Annotated in this window: 19 protein-coding genes; 6 read left to right on the top strand and 13 right to left on the bottom strand. The window is 62.1% G+C overall.

Annotated elements, in window-relative coordinates; translation table 11 throughout:
* Positions 1–54: 54 nt before the first annotated feature.
* The 9 genes from AX709_RS01635 to AX709_RS01595 all read right to left on the bottom strand — a co-directional run bounded on the left by AX709_RS01635 (position 55) and on the right by AX709_RS01595 (position 8,952).
* Entirely contained in the window at positions 55–537 is a 483-nt protein-coding gene (locus tag AX709_RS01635; protein WP_156454107.1) for a MucR family transcriptional regulator, read from the bottom strand.
* Between the two features lie 584 nt (positions 538–1,121).
* On the bottom strand, positions 1,122–2,969 hold the full coding sequence (locus AX709_RS01630) for a ParB/RepB/Spo0J family partition protein (protein WP_066546074.1): 1,848 nt from the start codon (positions 2,967–2,969) through the stop codon (positions 1,122–1,124).
* 43 nt (positions 2,970–3,012) lie between these two features.
* Positions 3,013–3,204 carry a hypothetical protein gene (locus tag AX709_RS01625; protein WP_066546072.1) on the bottom strand — a complete coding sequence of 64 codons (192 nt, stop codon included), beginning with the start codon at positions 3,202–3,204 and terminating at the stop codon, positions 3,013–3,015.
* A gap of 362 nt (positions 3,205–3,566) precedes the next feature.
* Positions 3,567–4,142 carry a helix-turn-helix domain-containing protein gene (locus AX709_RS01620; RefSeq protein WP_156454106.1) on the bottom strand — a complete coding sequence of 192 codons (576 nt, stop codon included), beginning with the start codon at positions 4,140–4,142 and terminating at the stop codon, positions 3,567–3,569.
* Between the two features lie 741 nt (positions 4,143–4,883).
* On the bottom strand, positions 4,884–6,497 hold the full coding sequence (locus AX709_RS01615; protein ID WP_156454105.1) for a hypothetical protein: 1,614 nt from the start codon (positions 6,495–6,497) through the stop codon (positions 4,884–4,886).
* Between the two features lie 339 nt (positions 6,498–6,836).
* Positions 6,837–7,034, bottom strand: a complete 198-nt coding sequence (locus tag AX709_RS01610; RefSeq protein ID WP_066546063.1) for a hypothetical protein — start codon at positions 7,032–7,034, stop codon at positions 6,837–6,839.
* On the bottom strand, positions 7,031–7,348 hold the full coding sequence (locus tag AX709_RS01605) for a DUF7673 family protein (protein ID WP_066546060.1): 318 nt from the start codon (positions 7,346–7,348) through the stop codon (positions 7,031–7,033). The genes AX709_RS01610 and AX709_RS01605 overlap by 4 nt, the downstream gene beginning before the upstream one ends.
* Before the next feature lie 30 nt (positions 7,349–7,378).
* Positions 7,379–8,032: a hypothetical protein gene (locus AX709_RS01600; RefSeq protein ID WP_066546059.1), complete on the bottom strand. Its 654-nt coding sequence runs from the start codon at positions 8,030–8,032 to the stop codon at positions 7,379–7,381.
* The gene (locus tag AX709_RS01595) at positions 8,029–8,952 is read right to left on the bottom strand and encodes an ArdC family protein (protein ID WP_066546057.1); all 924 of its coding nucleotides are present in this window, start codon (positions 8,950–8,952) and stop codon (positions 8,029–8,031) included. The genes AX709_RS01600 and AX709_RS01595 overlap by 4 nt, the downstream gene beginning before the upstream one ends.
* Before the next feature lie 390 nt (positions 8,953–9,342).
* Here AX709_RS01595 and AX709_RS01590 point away from each other — a divergent pair, with 390 nt between their 5' ends.
* Both AX709_RS01590 and AX709_RS01585 read left to right on the top strand, forming a co-directional pair.
* The gene (locus AX709_RS01590; protein ID WP_066546055.1) at positions 9,343–9,612 is read left to right on the top strand and encodes a CopG family ribbon-helix-helix protein; all 270 of its coding nucleotides are present in this window, start codon (positions 9,343–9,345) and stop codon (positions 9,610–9,612) included.
* Entirely contained in the window at positions 9,609–9,908 is a 300-nt protein-coding gene (locus tag AX709_RS01585; protein WP_066546048.1) for a type II toxin-antitoxin system RelE/ParE family toxin, read from the top strand. Before AX709_RS01590 ends, AX709_RS01585 begins: the two co-directional genes overlap by 4 nt.
* 113 nt (positions 9,909–10,021) lie before the next feature.
* On the opposite strand, the gene AX709_RS01580 is transcribed toward AX709_RS01585, so the two are convergent.
* The 4 genes from AX709_RS01580 to AX709_RS01565 all read right to left on the bottom strand — a co-directional run bounded on the left by AX709_RS01580 (position 10,022) and on the right by AX709_RS01565 (position 12,428).
* A complete protein-coding gene (locus tag AX709_RS01580) occupies positions 10,022–10,432 on the bottom strand; it encodes a hypothetical protein (protein ID WP_156454104.1) in 411 nt (136 codons plus the stop codon).
* 23 nt (positions 10,433–10,455) lie between these two features.
* Positions 10,456–10,806, bottom strand: a complete 351-nt coding sequence (locus AX709_RS01575) for a hypothetical protein (RefSeq protein ID WP_231727389.1) — start codon at positions 10,804–10,806, stop codon at positions 10,456–10,458.
* Positions 10,807–10,941: 135 nt separating this feature from the next.
* A complete protein-coding gene (locus AX709_RS01570) occupies positions 10,942–11,541 on the bottom strand; it encodes a thermonuclease family protein (RefSeq protein ID WP_231727388.1) in 600 nt (199 codons plus the stop codon).
* Positions 11,538–12,428: a DUF7146 domain-containing protein gene (locus tag AX709_RS01565; protein WP_231727387.1), complete on the bottom strand. Its 891-nt coding sequence runs from the start codon at positions 12,426–12,428 to the stop codon at positions 11,538–11,540. The genes AX709_RS01570 and AX709_RS01565 overlap by 4 nt, the downstream gene beginning before the upstream one ends.
* 96 nt (positions 12,429–12,524) lie before the next feature.
* Here AX709_RS01565 and AX709_RS18455 point away from each other — a divergent pair, with 96 nt between their 5' ends.
* The 4 genes from AX709_RS18455 to AX709_RS01550 all read left to right on the top strand — a co-directional run bounded on the left by AX709_RS18455 (position 12,525) and on the right by AX709_RS01550 (position 14,502).
* Positions 12,525–12,812, top strand: a complete 288-nt coding sequence (locus AX709_RS18455) for a hypothetical protein (RefSeq protein WP_156454103.1) — start codon at positions 12,525–12,527, stop codon at positions 12,810–12,812.
* 222 nt (positions 12,813–13,034) lie between these two features.
* The gene (locus AX709_RS01560; protein ID WP_066546044.1) at positions 13,035–13,718 is read left to right on the top strand and encodes a lytic transglycosylase domain-containing protein; all 684 of its coding nucleotides are present in this window, start codon (positions 13,035–13,037) and stop codon (positions 13,716–13,718) included.
* Entirely contained in the window at positions 13,715–14,092 is a 378-nt protein-coding gene (locus AX709_RS01555; RefSeq protein ID WP_231727386.1) for a TrbC/VirB2 family protein, read from the top strand. The genes AX709_RS01560 and AX709_RS01555 overlap by 4 nt, the downstream gene beginning before the upstream one ends.
* A 65-nt stretch (positions 14,093–14,157) precedes the next feature.
* Positions 14,158–14,502 (top strand): type IV secretion system protein VirB3, encoded by a 345-nt coding sequence (locus AX709_RS01550; protein ID WP_443026156.1) that lies wholly within the window; start codon positions 14,158–14,160, stop codon positions 14,500–14,502.
* The last annotated feature ends 56 nt before the right edge of the window (positions 14,503–14,558 follow it).

Genomic DNA, 14,558 nt, shown 5'->3' with positions numbered 1-14,558 from the left:
GTGCCACGTGGCACACCTGCGGCGGTTCTAGCGGGCTAGATCCGCCGAACGGCGTCAGCCGCCCGTCGACACGCCGAGCTTGCGGCGACGCGGCTTGGGGATTTCGGCGGGTGCAGCCGGCTTGCGGCCAAGCCCCATCTCCTTTGCTATCTCGCGCCGCGCCTCGCTGTAGGCGGGCGCGACCATCGGATAGTCGGGCTTCAGGTTATAGCGCGCGCGATACTCATCGGGGGTGAGGCCGTGCGTGGAAAGGTGGCGGCGCAGCGTGCGGTAGGGCTTGCCGTCGATCATTGATATGATGTGGTCGGGCGAGGCGAGCGACTTACGGGCGGTCACGGCCGGAACGTACCACTCGGCGACCTCGGCCGCGTCCTGGCCTGTGGCCGGCTCACCGCCCTTGGCGAGCTGGGCGAGAGTGGCGTGGATCGCGTTCAGGAACGCCGGCACCGCGTCGACGTCTGCGCGCGTGTTAGGGTTGGCGAGCCATGCGGCGGTCAGCTCGGCCGCCAGTTCGATTGTGTTCGGTGTGTCTTCCATTCGTCCCCCTGCGCGCGGTCGCCCCATTTTTAGGATGGATCGTCATCCTGCTATTGGTTGTTAAGCCAAAAAGGCGTATATGGACGATGCTTCATCGACTCAATCGATGTACCTCCTGACCCCGCTGCGCTGCTACGTGGCGGGGTCAAACATTTGGGGCGGGGAGCCTGCTAGCCCCCCGCCCCGCTAGGTCAGTCCTTTCGGTTCTGCCCCAGCTTCACAATTGCGATTACGAGCGCAACGGCTGCAATCGTCAATTGTATAGCTTCAACATTACTCAATCAAATGCACCTCCTTTGACCGGCGAGATTGCGGGGGAGCTGCTACATCCGTCCGCTGCCGATCGACATGATTGTAGCCGATCTGCACGCGCACGGGCGATCTTTCCGCCTCTCTCCCGATCACGATCGCGTGAAGTCGCCACCGCGCCGCCCGGCCTTGGTCGGGCGGCGCGCGCGGGCCTGAAAAGGTCCGCGGGCGCGACGGTCATGCGGGGCATGGCTGGCGCGTCGGCGACGGGGCCGCTCCTGGGCGAACCGATGGTAGGGAAGGGGGTCCGATCAGCGTCGGACCCCCAATCGCCGTCATGCCATCTCGTCGTCGGCCATGTCCTCGTCGGCCATGCCCTCAAAATCCTCGCCGTCCGCATCGGCGTCGAAGTCCTCGGGGTCGCGCTCGACCCGGTCGAACGCGCCGATCTTCATCGGCGCGGGGAGCCAATGCGCGGCAAGCCGTCCCGACACGTTGACCGCCAAGTCCGCCTTCTTCTTGATGGTCGCGCAATTGTCGGCGCTGGCATCCCCGCACTCGGCGCGAAGTAGGTCGATCAGGGCCGCACGGCGCATCTTGTCAAACAAGGCGATAGGGGCCTGCCAGCGGCTCGCAATGTCCACCCCGCTCGCTCGCGCCACCTGCTCGAAGTGATGGTGACGCGCACCGGGGGAACCGCCCGCGAACAGGGTGCCGTCCACCGTCATCGCCACCAATCCGGCGAGTAGCACCATCTTGTCGTCGTGGCTCATGGCGCGAATAACCTCGAACCGGCCTTCTGCGGGGATCGATGCGAAGCGGTCGGCCATCGTTTCCTCGACCTCGCGCACGTCGCTGGTCGCCATCAAGTCGTCGGCAACATCGGTCGCGATGGTCTTGGCCTGCACGTCGATCGCCATCTGATAGCTGTGCGCGCCGTGGAGTAGCTGGCCCGCAAGGCTGTCCAGCAGCACGTCGAGCGCCAGCGCCGGGTCGGTCGCGACCGCCTCCTGCACGATGCGGGTCTTGATCCGCGACAGACCGGCGACAAGGCTGTTGCTGTAGAGGGGTTGCGGCTCGCCGCTACCTGCCTTGGGCTTCGGCTCGGCCTTCGCGCGATAGAAGCTCTTGCCGAGCGACCCGTCATGCGAAACCCAAAGCGCCACGCCCCCGACTGCGACCTGCTCGGCGTTGAACCCGCGCAACCCCTCGGTGATCGCGTCCCGCTCGTCGGACAATGGCGCGAGCGCCAAGCTGTCCTCGCCCTCGGCCTCCGCGATCTGCTCGATGGCGGCGTCGATTGCCTCGATCCGTGCTGCCTCGTCCTCGGTCGGCTCGCGCGTGGCCGGATATAGGCTGCCCTTCATGTAAAGATCGTAGGGCCGGTCCAGCGTGGCGCGGACCTCGTGCCAACCGATCGCGCGATACTCGTCGGCGATGGCGTCCAGCTTATCCTCCGCCAGCTCCCGCACAAGCTCGGGGCTATCGGCGAACCCTTCGGCCCCTTGGCTGAACAGGTCCACCGTGATCGTGCCGCCCTTCGCCTCATAGGCTTCGCGCCCGACGAAGCGGAACACGCCGCTGGTGGTCTCCACCTTCTCGGTGGTGAGCATCCGCCGGATGGTGTGAGCGTGGCCGTTCGCCGCCTTGCAGACCTTCACCTGTTGGTCGTGGTCATCGGTGAGGGTGAGCGCGCGCGCCGCCTCAAGCGACAACTGGTCCTTGGCGATCAGATCGATCAGCGACGGTGCCAGCGCAGAAAGGCGAAGCATCTTATAGACGAAGCTGACTGCCTGACCGAACCGGGCCGCGATTTCCTCAGCGTCCATGCCGGTGTCGCGCAGCGCCGCGAAAGAGCGGATGCTGTCTGCCGGGTGCATGTCCTCGCGCTGGAAGTTCTCCGCGAGCGACAGTTCGATGGCCTCTTCCTTGGTGCGGACCTCGACGGGGAAGGCATCGCTATTTTTGATCTGCTTGCGCTTCGCCAGTTCTTTAAGAGCGCGGTAGCGCCGCCCTCCGGCGAACACATAGAACAGGCCCTCGTCCTCGTAGGCGACAAGGTTCTGCAACAAGCCGTGAGCCTGAATGTCGTCGGCCATGCTCTCGATGGCGGAAGGCTTCACGCGCCGCTGATTGAGCGGGGAAAGGCGAAGCTGCGACAGCTTAACGGTGATGATACCCATGATGAAACTCCTGTGATCCGTGATGTTGTCGATGGGGGAGGGGTCAGCCTTCGAGGCTCGCGAGTTCGTCAAACTCGGCCGATGCACGCGCCGCGCCGTCGCCCGCGTAGGTCGCGCCGGAACGCGGATAGAAGAACACGCGCTCGCCACGGCGGTAGGGTGTGCCGTCTGCGCTTGTCCCGTCCGCCTTGGCCCGTTTCCAGTAGGGATCGCCCTTGTATCGGGTGTAAGCCATTCACTTTCCTCCTTCTTCCTGCGGCTGAAAGCCGGTTGCCGCAGCAACCGGGTCTGCCTCTCCGGCGAGGAGCGGGTTGGGGAGGGAGGAGGAAAATCGATGGCCTGGCGCGGGCAGGCCGCCCTAGCGCGGCCGACGTCCCTTAGGGCGTCGGGTGCTGCGCTTGGCGGACCACACGGGGCTGTCTATTTTCCTTCGGGAACGAAAGGGCAGCAGCCCTTGGTGTTCCCCGCGCTGGCGGGCCTCCGGGGGAGGGCCGCGGCAGCATCGAGCCTACGTCGCGCCCTCGGCGCGTGCACTGCCCCTCAAAGGGGAGCCAGGAATATGCGAGCGATGCAGCGCTCGCCGCATATTGCAGCAAATTACGGGTGGTTGGAGAGGCACAGTCCTCGTTGCCAGAGCCAAGCTTCGATCTCAGCAATTGTCTGAGGACCCGCATTGGGCGCGTTGCGTATCTCAATCCGGGTTAAGGCCGCAACGCGCCCAGGGAGAAGCCGGTCACGCTCAGACCGATCGGCCTCGGGTTGATCGATCAACATCGACAGCACATTTTGCGCCCGGACCGACAGCGCTGCACGGTTAGGCTCGGTGTCATGCATCCTGGCACGCGACTGTGCACGCGCCATGATCTGCCGCACCCGGTCGATGCTGACACCAAAAGCCTCGGCGATCGCTCGGTAGGTTTGACCTTCAGCTTTCATGGTGATCATCCGCGCGGCACGGTCGTCAGCGTCGGCGGGCTGCGTCGCCGGCACGGTGCGCGCGGGTCGTTTGACCTCGATTACGCGTTCGCCGTCCCAGAGCCTGACCGCGCGGAGCTCGCTTCTATTGAGTCGAGCGACCGCCTGGATTTTTGCCGTGGCGGCGTCCGCCGCATGGACGACATTCATCGATGGCTCGCCTTTTTGGGGAATGTCGTAAACGGCAAATGTCGGCATCGCCCCAACCCCCAAGCTATCCTGAATCTCGGATAATTCGACGGCACCGGCAATGCGCCAATTGCCGCCGATTACCGCCGTCTCTACGATCAGTGGGGAACGGCGCCAGCGACGAGCTAGTCAGCCACTAAGCGGTCGCTCGACAGTTAGGTTGATTGCCGCAGCGACGACCGCGATCTTGTTTCTGCTGATCTTACGACAGATCCTCGATAGTCGTTAGAACGCTATCCGGAACCGTGCACAAATAAGCCCTTTCCAAACGGACCGGATTTGCTTGTTCTACCCTGACCGATAATAGATACATAGGACCATCCACGCACGTATATAGATCGTCCGGTCTGAACCCTAACGATTCAGTCTCGATAGCTTGATCCGTCAATTGACCGAAGAGCTTCTGTAAACCGGTCGATAGCTTAGCCCTGCTCTGCTTTTCACGCGTTTCCTTGAGGACTGTCCATCCGTTTTCGCTTCGGTTCATATCATACCTAGTGTATTCGATTTCCTCGACGGACCTTCTGGCTATCCATGTCTTGACCTCAGCCGTTCGTCTCCCATGAACGCGAGAGACAAATGTGAGCTCAACATGCCGATCGTCCGGCGCTTTGCCAGGTATCGCGGCCAGTATCTCTTGATGCCAGACACGCGGCTCGGCTTGCTCCGAAGTTATTTGCTTCTGTATATTAGCGCCCACATTGGATGGAAATGCGCAAAGCAGCACAGCGATAGCTAAAAAGGTCATCCTCATATAGCACTCATGATCTCGGGGATCATCTCCGGCAGGAGGTTTGCCATCATCATGTTATTCTGAAGCAACTCCGGATTTCCGCCGGATTGTTGCCCAAACTCTTCGAATGGCGAGTCGGTTGGGACATTGCTAAACGGTGTCCACCTCACCCTCGCCACCAAGTCCGTTGAGTTCTGCCCGTCTGTAACGCGGAGAGTGACCGTCGAAAACCTGATTGATGTAGGCGCTGTGCCTCCATTAAAAAGCTGGCCGTTGGATATCCACCATGGAACGTTGCTTGCATACCCATCTACAGCCACCACGCTCGTGGTGAGGATGTCTTCATCGATATCAGCCACGCCCACCCTTGCAACTGCGCCGCCGCGAAAAGTGCTCTGCACGACGAACTCGGGATCGTTCGTAAAGAACGGCGCAGAGTTGGCTCCTAAAGCGAGCTCAGAGAGCGATATGAGCTGACCGCCGATCCGAACCGCTTCAACCTGGTTGAGCTCGTTTAAGAAATTGGGAATCACGACCACTTGATCCAAATCACTCGTGGTAACGTTGGTCGCGCCAACGGGCTTGATACCGAGCTCGACCCAGCCCAACTCCAGCTTCACCGCCAGCTGCTCTCGACTTACTTCGTTTCCGAAATCGATGACATCAAAACCGCCGTCATCGAATATTGCTATGCGGCCCGAGCCGGATTGAATGTTGTAAGTATCGTTGCCGGCCCCGCCGTCGAGAACGCTGTTTGAGAACTGATAAGAAATGACGTCGTCCCCAGCTCCTGCTTCGATAAACGCCCCTCTGGCACCCGCCTGAAAAGAGAATGTATCGTTTGACGAGCCACCCTCTAAAGCAACGATATTGGATGTACTCAACGACGATCCTATGCTCAGGTCCTTACCGTCAGCCAGTTTAATGAGCTTGATTGCGACCTTATCGAACTCATTAGAATGATTGCTCTCATTCAAGCCGAATCTCGCAAAGTCCACATCGGGATTGCCTTCGCCTTCCAAAATATGAAACATTTCATGAATTAAGGTCGTGTCGAGTCTTTCGCTTCTCCCTGAACCGATAAGGCTGGTGTTGACTTCGATCACATGTCGCGAGTCAACGACGCCATCGCCATTAATATCAATAGAGCCGACAGTCGTCCGGCCTTTATATTGCCCATATGTACCATTACCCAGATTGCTATTTGCCGTGATTTCGATATATCTTCCTTCAGAGGCGATAGACTCGAGATCGGACTTCAGCTCGTTTACATAGGTCTGAAGTTTCAGCCTTTGTGTGTTATTAGTGATCGCGCTAACCGCCGTCGAAAGGCTGCCGTCAAGGGTTGAGGTGATAAGACTTAGATAGTTGTCAAAGGCCTTTGCAACATCTCTTCCTTGGAGCTTGGCGATCACAATCGGAATAGTATCCCCGTTATGTTCAATCTCGATCGTGACCTTGTCTTCGCTACCAAGTGACTTTAATGTGCTTTTAAAGTCGGCATCAGTTAACGTTCTAGTCGCTCCAGTTGTTCTATTTATGTAAGTGGCCCTTGCAGCCCATCCGCCGAGATTGGCTCCGCCATCAATCCGCTGAACAGATACGATGATGTCTTCTTTATCCTTCGACATAATTTCTCCTTACGCCGACTAACTTTACACGTGCCTTGAGAAATTTCTGCTCTACTTGTTGAAGGAAATTGAATGAAAGTCGGGTTACTTGAGTACCCGTCATGCCAATAGCGATGCGCTCAAAAGGATTTTCAAGCTCTACGCTCGTCGCTACCACAATCCGCTGGAAAAACAAAGGCGTAGTCTTATCCCAATGTTGCTATCACCTGCGAAGATGCGACATCATTTGTACTGCCATGGTAGCTCGGGTTTGGTCACGCCGCCTCGTCCAGCCTGGGTGCCGTCCGTGCAAGCTGCCGGCGCAAAAAAGCACAGCGTATCCTCGTTCTCCTCGGCAGGCTAATCAGCGGTGAACCTGCCTCGCCCGCCTCGGAACGCGCCAACGACGTTGCCGCCATCCCACTGGCCGGCGAGGATGCCGCGCCGGCTGATGCTCCCGACCGGCTTGCGGCGCGCGGCGAGCAGCCGGGCGCGCCGCGTGTCGCGGTCGACCGGCTCGCCGGTGATGAAGTCGATCGCGAAGCGCAGCGGCTTCATACGGGCCGCCATTGTTCGACCAGCGCCGTCATTGCGTCACGGTAGCCCCAAGCATCGGCATAGACGGTCGGCTCCTGTGCGAGATACGCCATGACGATAAGCATATCCTCAGCGATGATCGCGTCACAATTGCAAAGATGCAGAATTGGGAAGTGGCCGTTGTCGTTCCCGTTCCACCAGGCCAGGAGGAAGTCGGCCGCGCGCGAGGCCTGGCCGGTGTCGGAACCAGCGATAACGATCAGGCGGGCGATAGCCTCGCCGACTTCCTCGAAGGCGATGGCGCGAATGACGGGGCGGCGTTGGGGTGGGGACATTCGGGGCGGCTCCTATTAGGTTAGACGCGATCAACCGGGGAAGGGAACCGGGACTAGCAGGGCGTCGTCGATCGGCTCGACGTCGCGCAACTCAACCAGCGCAACCTTATCGGTTCTCTCTGCCCCAACGGGGTCAAGATAGACATAGGTGTGGTCGGCGAAGACGGGGCTGCACAAGCGCCAAATGACGCCGATCCGCCCGACCCGGCGCTCGGCGCGGCCGTCATAGGAGGCGAACGAACCGACGATGCGGACGCGCTGGCCGATGCGAAGCCAGTTGGCCGCGCCGCGAATGACGGCGGCTTTCTCGTCCTCGCTCAAGGCCGGTCGGCCGATGCCGAATGTCGTGTTCGGATCGCGCGCGATGCGCGCCAGCTTCTCGGCAACCGGCTCGGGTTGCCAGTCACAGACCGGCCCCGGCTTCGCCTTGTGCATGTGCGTCGTCGGCTTTGCCCCGAACAGGTCGTGCTGCACGCCCACCAAGCGCCGGTTGAATATCGCCGCGTGATAGTCGCGCCGCCACTGCGCCTCGGGGGTGAGGGGCTTGCGCGCCGGGCCGTCGCGCATCAGCGCGACCAGCTCGTTGAACTCCTCCTCGGTGACAGCCGCGAAGCTCGGATCATAGACCAGTCGCCCCGCGACGCCCCGGCCCTCGTCGGGGCCGGGATCGTGCGGATCGGTCATGACGCATGCTCCATCTCGGCGGTGGTTTCGATCGCCATGCGGCTCAACAGCCAATCGGCGGCGTCCTGAGCCTGACGCGCGGCGGTGAAGATGCAGCGCTTGTCGTTGCGCAGGGCTTGGAGCCAATTCGCCAGATAGGCGGCATGGTCCTCGCGGTCGTGGAGCTTGATGCCGATCGCGCCGCTGATGAACGCTGCCCCCAGCTCGGCGACCAGTTCCTCGCGGGCATAGTCCTCGCGGTTCGTGGAAATGAGGGAGGGGCGGGCGAGCCGATCGACGTGGCCGGTGGCGTGGCAAAGCTCGTGTGCCAGGGTCGAATAATAATCGTCGCTGGTGTGGAAGTCGGCAAACTCCGGCATGACGACATGATCGCTGCTTGGCTGATAATATGGTTGCGAGCCGTGATGCCGAACGGTGACGGGAACGCGACCAAAGATCGCGTCCAGTTCGGCGTCCCGCTCGTCGGAATTGGTGGCGGTGATGATCGGCGCGGGGGCCGGATACTTCTCCTCGATGCCGTCGATCTGCTCGGCGTTGAAGACGGTGTAACGCTTGAGGAATGCGACCTGACGCTTGCCATCCCCGCTCGCCTGACCGCCCTTGCCGTCGTCCACCTCGATCGTATTGGCATAGACGACGGTCGAGCCCTTCTCGCCCTTCCTGACGCATCCCCCGAGCTCCAGCGCCTGCTTGAAGGTCAGCCAATGCGGGGAGGCATAGCCTTTCGTCATGGCGGCAACCCACAGGGTCAGCACGTTGATGCCGCGATAGGGCGCGCCGGTCGAGCGCAGCGGGATATTAGGCGCGGTGCTGCCGTTCCACGATTTCGACCAAGGCCGGGTGCCTGCCTCGATCATGGCGATCATCTGATCGGTGATTTCCTGATAGACGTCGGCTCGGTTGTCGGTGATCCGTCCCATCACTTTTTCCTTTCCTTTGAGGCTGAAAGCCGGTCGCAACAGCAACCGGCTCTGCCTTTCCGGCGAGGAACGGGATGGGGAGGGAGAGCGAGAATCTACCGCTGGCGCGGGCGAGCCGCCTTAGCGTGGCCGTCGCCCTGCAGGGCGGCGGGCGCCACGCTTGGCGGATTACTCGGGCGGTTGATTGTCGTTCGGGAACGAAAGGGCAGCCGCCCTTGGTGTTCCCCGCGCTGGCGGGCCTCCGGGGGAGGGCCGCAGCGCCAACAGGCTCACGCCGCGCCGTGGGCGCGTCTGTAGGTGTGCCACGTGGCACACCTTGCCCCGAGGAAGCGGGCGACTATTTCGGCAATAAGTGTTATAGTGTACACATGTGCACACAGGAGGTTGAAAATGGGTGCCAGCACGACGATGACGATCAGGGTCACTCCGGATTTGAAGGCTGAGCTCGGGCGACTGGCGCGCGACACGCGCCGCAGCAGTTCCTACCTCGCTGCGGAAGCGGTGGAGGCCTATGTCGCGCGCGAGCGCGCGATCATCGACGGCCTCCGCCGCGGTATCGATGACATGGAAGCCGGGCGGGTCACGCCCCATGATGAGGTGACGGCTGAAGCCCGTCGAATCGTCAACGAGGCGAGGCAGAACCAAGCGCCGCGCCCGTGAGGCGAGTGGTCTGGTCGGACGCGGCCAGGGACGATTATTTCGCGATCCTACGTTACATCGCGCGCGACGATCCTGACGCGGCCGAGCGGGTGGTGTCGGCGATCGAGCGGGTCGGCAATGACCTGGCTGATTTCGCAACCGGCCATCCGGGACGCGTCGCCGGCACCTACGAGAAATCGGTCGCGCGCCTCCCCTACGTCATCGCCTACGCATTGGGGCAGGACGACGGCACGGTGACGATCCTGCACGTCATCCACACGTCGCGCGATTGGCAGCCGGGGGGATGGCCCGGCTGAACTTGCTCTCGGATTCTACGGGCCATCCCTCGGTCACACTTTCGGCGATCGTGCTTCCTGCAGCGGCGCCGATCGCGCTCCGCGACTGCGAACGGCTCCGGTTCGCCGCGAACTCACCTCGCGCCGATCGGCGCGGCGATTCCCGTCAGCAGCGCGTCCAGCTCGGTCGCGGCGCGATCGGCGCGATGCCGCTGCCAGTCCGTGCGATACTCGCGGTGGAAGCCGCCGCGCATAAAGAACGGGTGGGTATCCTCGATTAGGTCATAAAGCGCGGAAGGGACGGTGAGCCCTTCGGCGGTCGCAACCTGGGCAACGCGCCGCAGGTCATGGCCAATACGGCGGTTCGCCTCGTCGGTATGTCCGCGCACGATCAGATAGCTTTTCAGCGTCAGCTCGAGCGCGATGGCGAGGCGATGGTAACGGGTTTGAAGCTGGCGATCGTCCTGCTGGCCGGGAAAGTCGCGAAGGAGGCCTCTCGCAACGTCGGCAAGGGTGCGCGCGAGATCTAGGTCAGGGTGTGCCACGTGGCACACCTCGCGATGCTGCGTCATAGCCATTGTCCGCGAAGGCTGTCGTTGAACTCGAAGCCTAGAACGACGACGCCGGCGGCGATCGCGGCGAAAATGAAGAGCGCGAGACGCTTAGGCGCGACGAAGCGCGGGGCTTGGTCGTTCGTGATGGCGATTGCGGTGACGATTGCAAGCCCTAGGACGAGGCCAGGCCCCAGCTCGTAGAGCAGGAGGCCGGGAAGCCGGTTTGGGAGGTAATAGGGAAAGGCGCGCACGATACGGCCGAGCAGCACCGCGCCGACGATGAGGGACAGCGCCATACCCCAACGGCCGATCAGGACCGCGGTGGGCGAACCGCGATCAAGCATTGAAGCGGTTTCCCGCTCCAATCACGCCCGCCTGCAAGGGCGGCCTGTTGTGGCCTAGATGATCGTCACCCGAATGGGCGGAAACCCGCTTGCGGGGTTCCGCGCAGCGGCGCGTGAGTGCCGCGGAGTAGAGCGCGGGCCGAAGGCAGGCCCCGTTCACTTCTTGATCGTCTCGACGCTGCATCCTTCCGGGACCTGGGCCCGCCGAACCGCAAGTCGTCGCATCCCTTCGTAATCGACGGCCCATAACCCTGTCCGTGCTGCTGCAGCCTTTTGCATCAACTCGACATAAGCGCCGCCTGAATAGACCCGGTAATCAACCGCATACCCTTGGGCGACCATTGTTGCGCCGACACTGGCCTTATTGGCGGGAAAGCGACATGCCAGGTTCAAGCGATCGAAACTTTTAGGATCGGTCCGGCACTGATTTTCACGCCGAAGCGCATAATCGAACATCGACACCGAACAGTCCAACCCGCCATCGCGCGTTGCCAGGTCAAGCAAGGCCCGGCTCGAGAGCGATTTCAGATGCGGCAAATCGTCATCCGGTGCGTCTATTCCGACGATACGCACCCGCCCATTTGGGAAATCGACCGTGTCCCCATCGATGATCCGCGGGCTCGGCGAAGTCAGACGGGTCTTCGACGCTTCCGTGATCTGCGCTTTGTTCTGCGAGATCGAATACACCGCGACGATGACGAACGTAGCGCCCATCATCCACCGCTGGAACGGTGCCGCTCCTGGGAACAGCTTCATAGGCTTCGGATCGCGCGTAAAAGGTCGTTCCAGTCGCCATCATGGGCCGGCAGCTTGCTGACGAGCTGGCGGCCGTTGGCCGTCAGGTGCGGGGTGGCGCGCTCGATCGCCCGCGCCGCCTCGCGCCCATGCTGGCTGTAGATCACGACGGTATGGACGCTCTCCGGGATCGCGATGGCCTGGTAGCGCTCGATTCCCAGCACCGGCCATACGAACCGGCCAGGCTCAAGCATGTTCATCACGCTCGCGGCGTCCTCGACGCCCTCGGCGAGGCGGAGGACGCCGTCGAGCGGCGTCCCGCCCCAGCGCACCGCTCCCTGGCCCGGGTTGCCGAGCATCCACTTGGGCTCGGTCATATCGGCTTTGCCGCGGCCGTCGAGCGCGAGAAAGGTTCGATGGATCGCGACGACGCCGGCGTCCTCCTCGATCGGCACGATCAGCGCCGGCGCGAACGCCTTGGCGGCGCCGGCGCCGTACTGGCATCGCGGATCGAAGCGGATGTTGAGGCCGCTGAGGCTGTCGGGGACGATCGCGCGCGAGCGCAGATAGCGGTCAGCAAGCGAGCCGGCGAACGGCTCGGCGTGCCGCCATACCGCGAGCGCGACCTTGTTGTGGTCGGCTTTGCTCTCCTGGCGCTGGCCCGGGTCGTGGTCGGCGGGGGCGAGGATCTTGCCGGAGCGCAGCGCCGACATGATTGCGTCGGCGGTGCAGCCGGCGAAGCAATGGAAAAGCACGGCCTTGGTCCCGACGCGGATCGACAAGCTCGCGGTGCTGTCGGCGTGCGCCGGACAGCGACACATCGCGAAATCGCCTTGCCACTTCCCGCCGAGCTGACGAACAACGCGCTCGGCCTGGTCTTCAATGCTCGCGGTCTGACGCTGTGCCATCTCTGGACACCCTCGTTGAAGCAAGGATACTTGCTAGACCGAGGTGGCGCACTGCGCCAGCGAAAAGCTGCGGAATCGCTTTTGATGGGGGGTGGCATGGAATGCGAGCTGCTAATGGAACGCGAACTTACAACGCATTTGCCGCCTGGAGGCTCCATCACGGACGTTCATGTTTGCCAACGTGAATCTGGCCAGTGGCACATCAATGTGAGGTTGAGCTGGCGCGGGACAGCGTTGTTCCATGTCGGCCTTTACGACAAGAAGCGGATCCGATTGTATAAAAAAGCAGCGTCGGCCATACGCCGAATTGTCATAGGTTATGGCTATGATGGCGTGATTGCCGTCCATCCGTTCCCGGGTCTTCGCGACGAAACCGTCTTCTAAATGCGACGAGCCGTTATCGGCCCAAGAAAACTTCCTTGATTTTCTGACTAGGCAGCGGCCGCAGAGCGATCTAGCATGTTTCACGAGTTGGAGTGAAAACATGGTAAATCGCTTTTGTCGAATGCGCGCGTCGGCCGCTTTGGTGGCGACAAGCGCGCTGGCGAAGACGGAAGCGGCCATGTCGCACGGGTCGTCCGTCCGCTTAGAATTGCGGGAGCGGTAATGACGTTCCCCGCCGCTGTCATCATGGGTCTCGCGGCGCAGTGCGCACCAAGCGTCGCACCCGAGACAATTGCGGCGATCGTTCGGACGGAGAGCGGGGGCAATGTGTTGGCGATCAACGTCAACGGCCTCGGCCACAAGGTTGCGCAGCCGACGAGCGTTGCGCAGGCGATCAAGATCGCGCGCCACTATGTCGGCAAGGGCTATTCAGTTGACCTCGGCCTGGGTCAGATCAACTCGCGCAACATGGAGGGGCTCGGGTTGACCTGGGACACCGTTTTCGAGCCCTGCACGAACCTTGCCGCAGCTGCTGCGGTCCTCTCCGGCAATTACCATAGCGTGCGCGCGGGACTTCATCCCCAGCAGGCGCTGCGCATTGCCCTGTCGATGTATAATACCGGGTCAAAGTCGCGTGGTTTCACCAACGGTTATGTCGGGAAGGTGGTCAGCAATGCCGGCGTCGCCGGCGGCATTCGACCCGTGGCGGTCAGGATCGCTCCACCCCCCGGCCCTATCGATTCCGGTCGGGCGAGCGCGGTAACGCAGCTCGCCGAGCTGGTCGCAGAGAACACGTCCACCCCGGTGCAGCGCGAAGCTGCACCGCCCCCACCGCCGCCATCGTGGGACGTGTTTGCGAGGGCGGAATATGAGCGAGCGCGTCTCGCCGAAGGAGAACACCGATGAATCTCGCATCTTCGATCGGCGGGCCGACGCGCGCCCTCCGGTCCAAAGTTACTGCTCATGTCGACGCGATGACGCCGCGGCAGCACAAGATTTCGCGGCTGATGTCGATATTCGGGGCCGCGGCGTTCGTAACGCTGGCATCGGCCGACCCGGCGTTCGCCCAGACCAATCTCGAAAGCTTCAGCCAGTCGGTCCTAAACCTCCTGAGCAACGGCCTTCTCCGAACAGTGGCGATCCTTGCGCTGATCGCGGCGGGGTTCGGGTGGCTTTCGGGTCGAGTGAACACCGGCGCGCTGGTCACCGTCATCATCGGCATCGCGATCATCTTTTCGGCGCCCTGGATCGTCGGACAGCTCGCCGGCGGTGGAGGCTGATCTTCGAGGACGCGGGGCGCGTCATGCGCGCCCCGCTATCGCCTGTGTAGCGTGGAGTAGAAGGCGTGGATGAAGACCGGGAAGTGATGGCGCGCAATCCGCTGTTTCTGGCGGTGACGCGGCCCGCCTTGTTCGCGGGCATCCCAATCGAAGCCGCGGTGGTGATTTTGCTGGCGTCGGTCATCACCCTGATCGGGACCACAAACCCGATCTATGGCGGTGTCGTCGCGGTCGTCATGTTCGGAATCTCACGACTGGTCGTTCGCCACGACGTCAACGCCTTCCGGCTCATCTTTCTGTGGGGCCGCACCAAGATGGCGAACCGTAACCGCGCCTTTTGGGGTGGGTCCAGCTATACGCCCCTGCCCCTGAAAGGGATCAAGCGAAAGGGGTTCGGCCGCAATGGCTAGGGCCAATCGCCTCTCCGAACAGGTGCCGATGAAGGTCGCGCTCAAGGAAGTGCTGC

Origin of the sequence: Sphingomonas sp. CCH15-F11 (assembly GCF_001557005.1) — a bacterium.
GTDB lineage: Bacteria > Pseudomonadota > Alphaproteobacteria > Sphingomonadales > Sphingomonadaceae > Sphingomonas.
The sequence above is the reverse complement of the archived record's forward strand: the minus strand, read 5'-3'. Positions and strand labels throughout refer to the sequence as shown.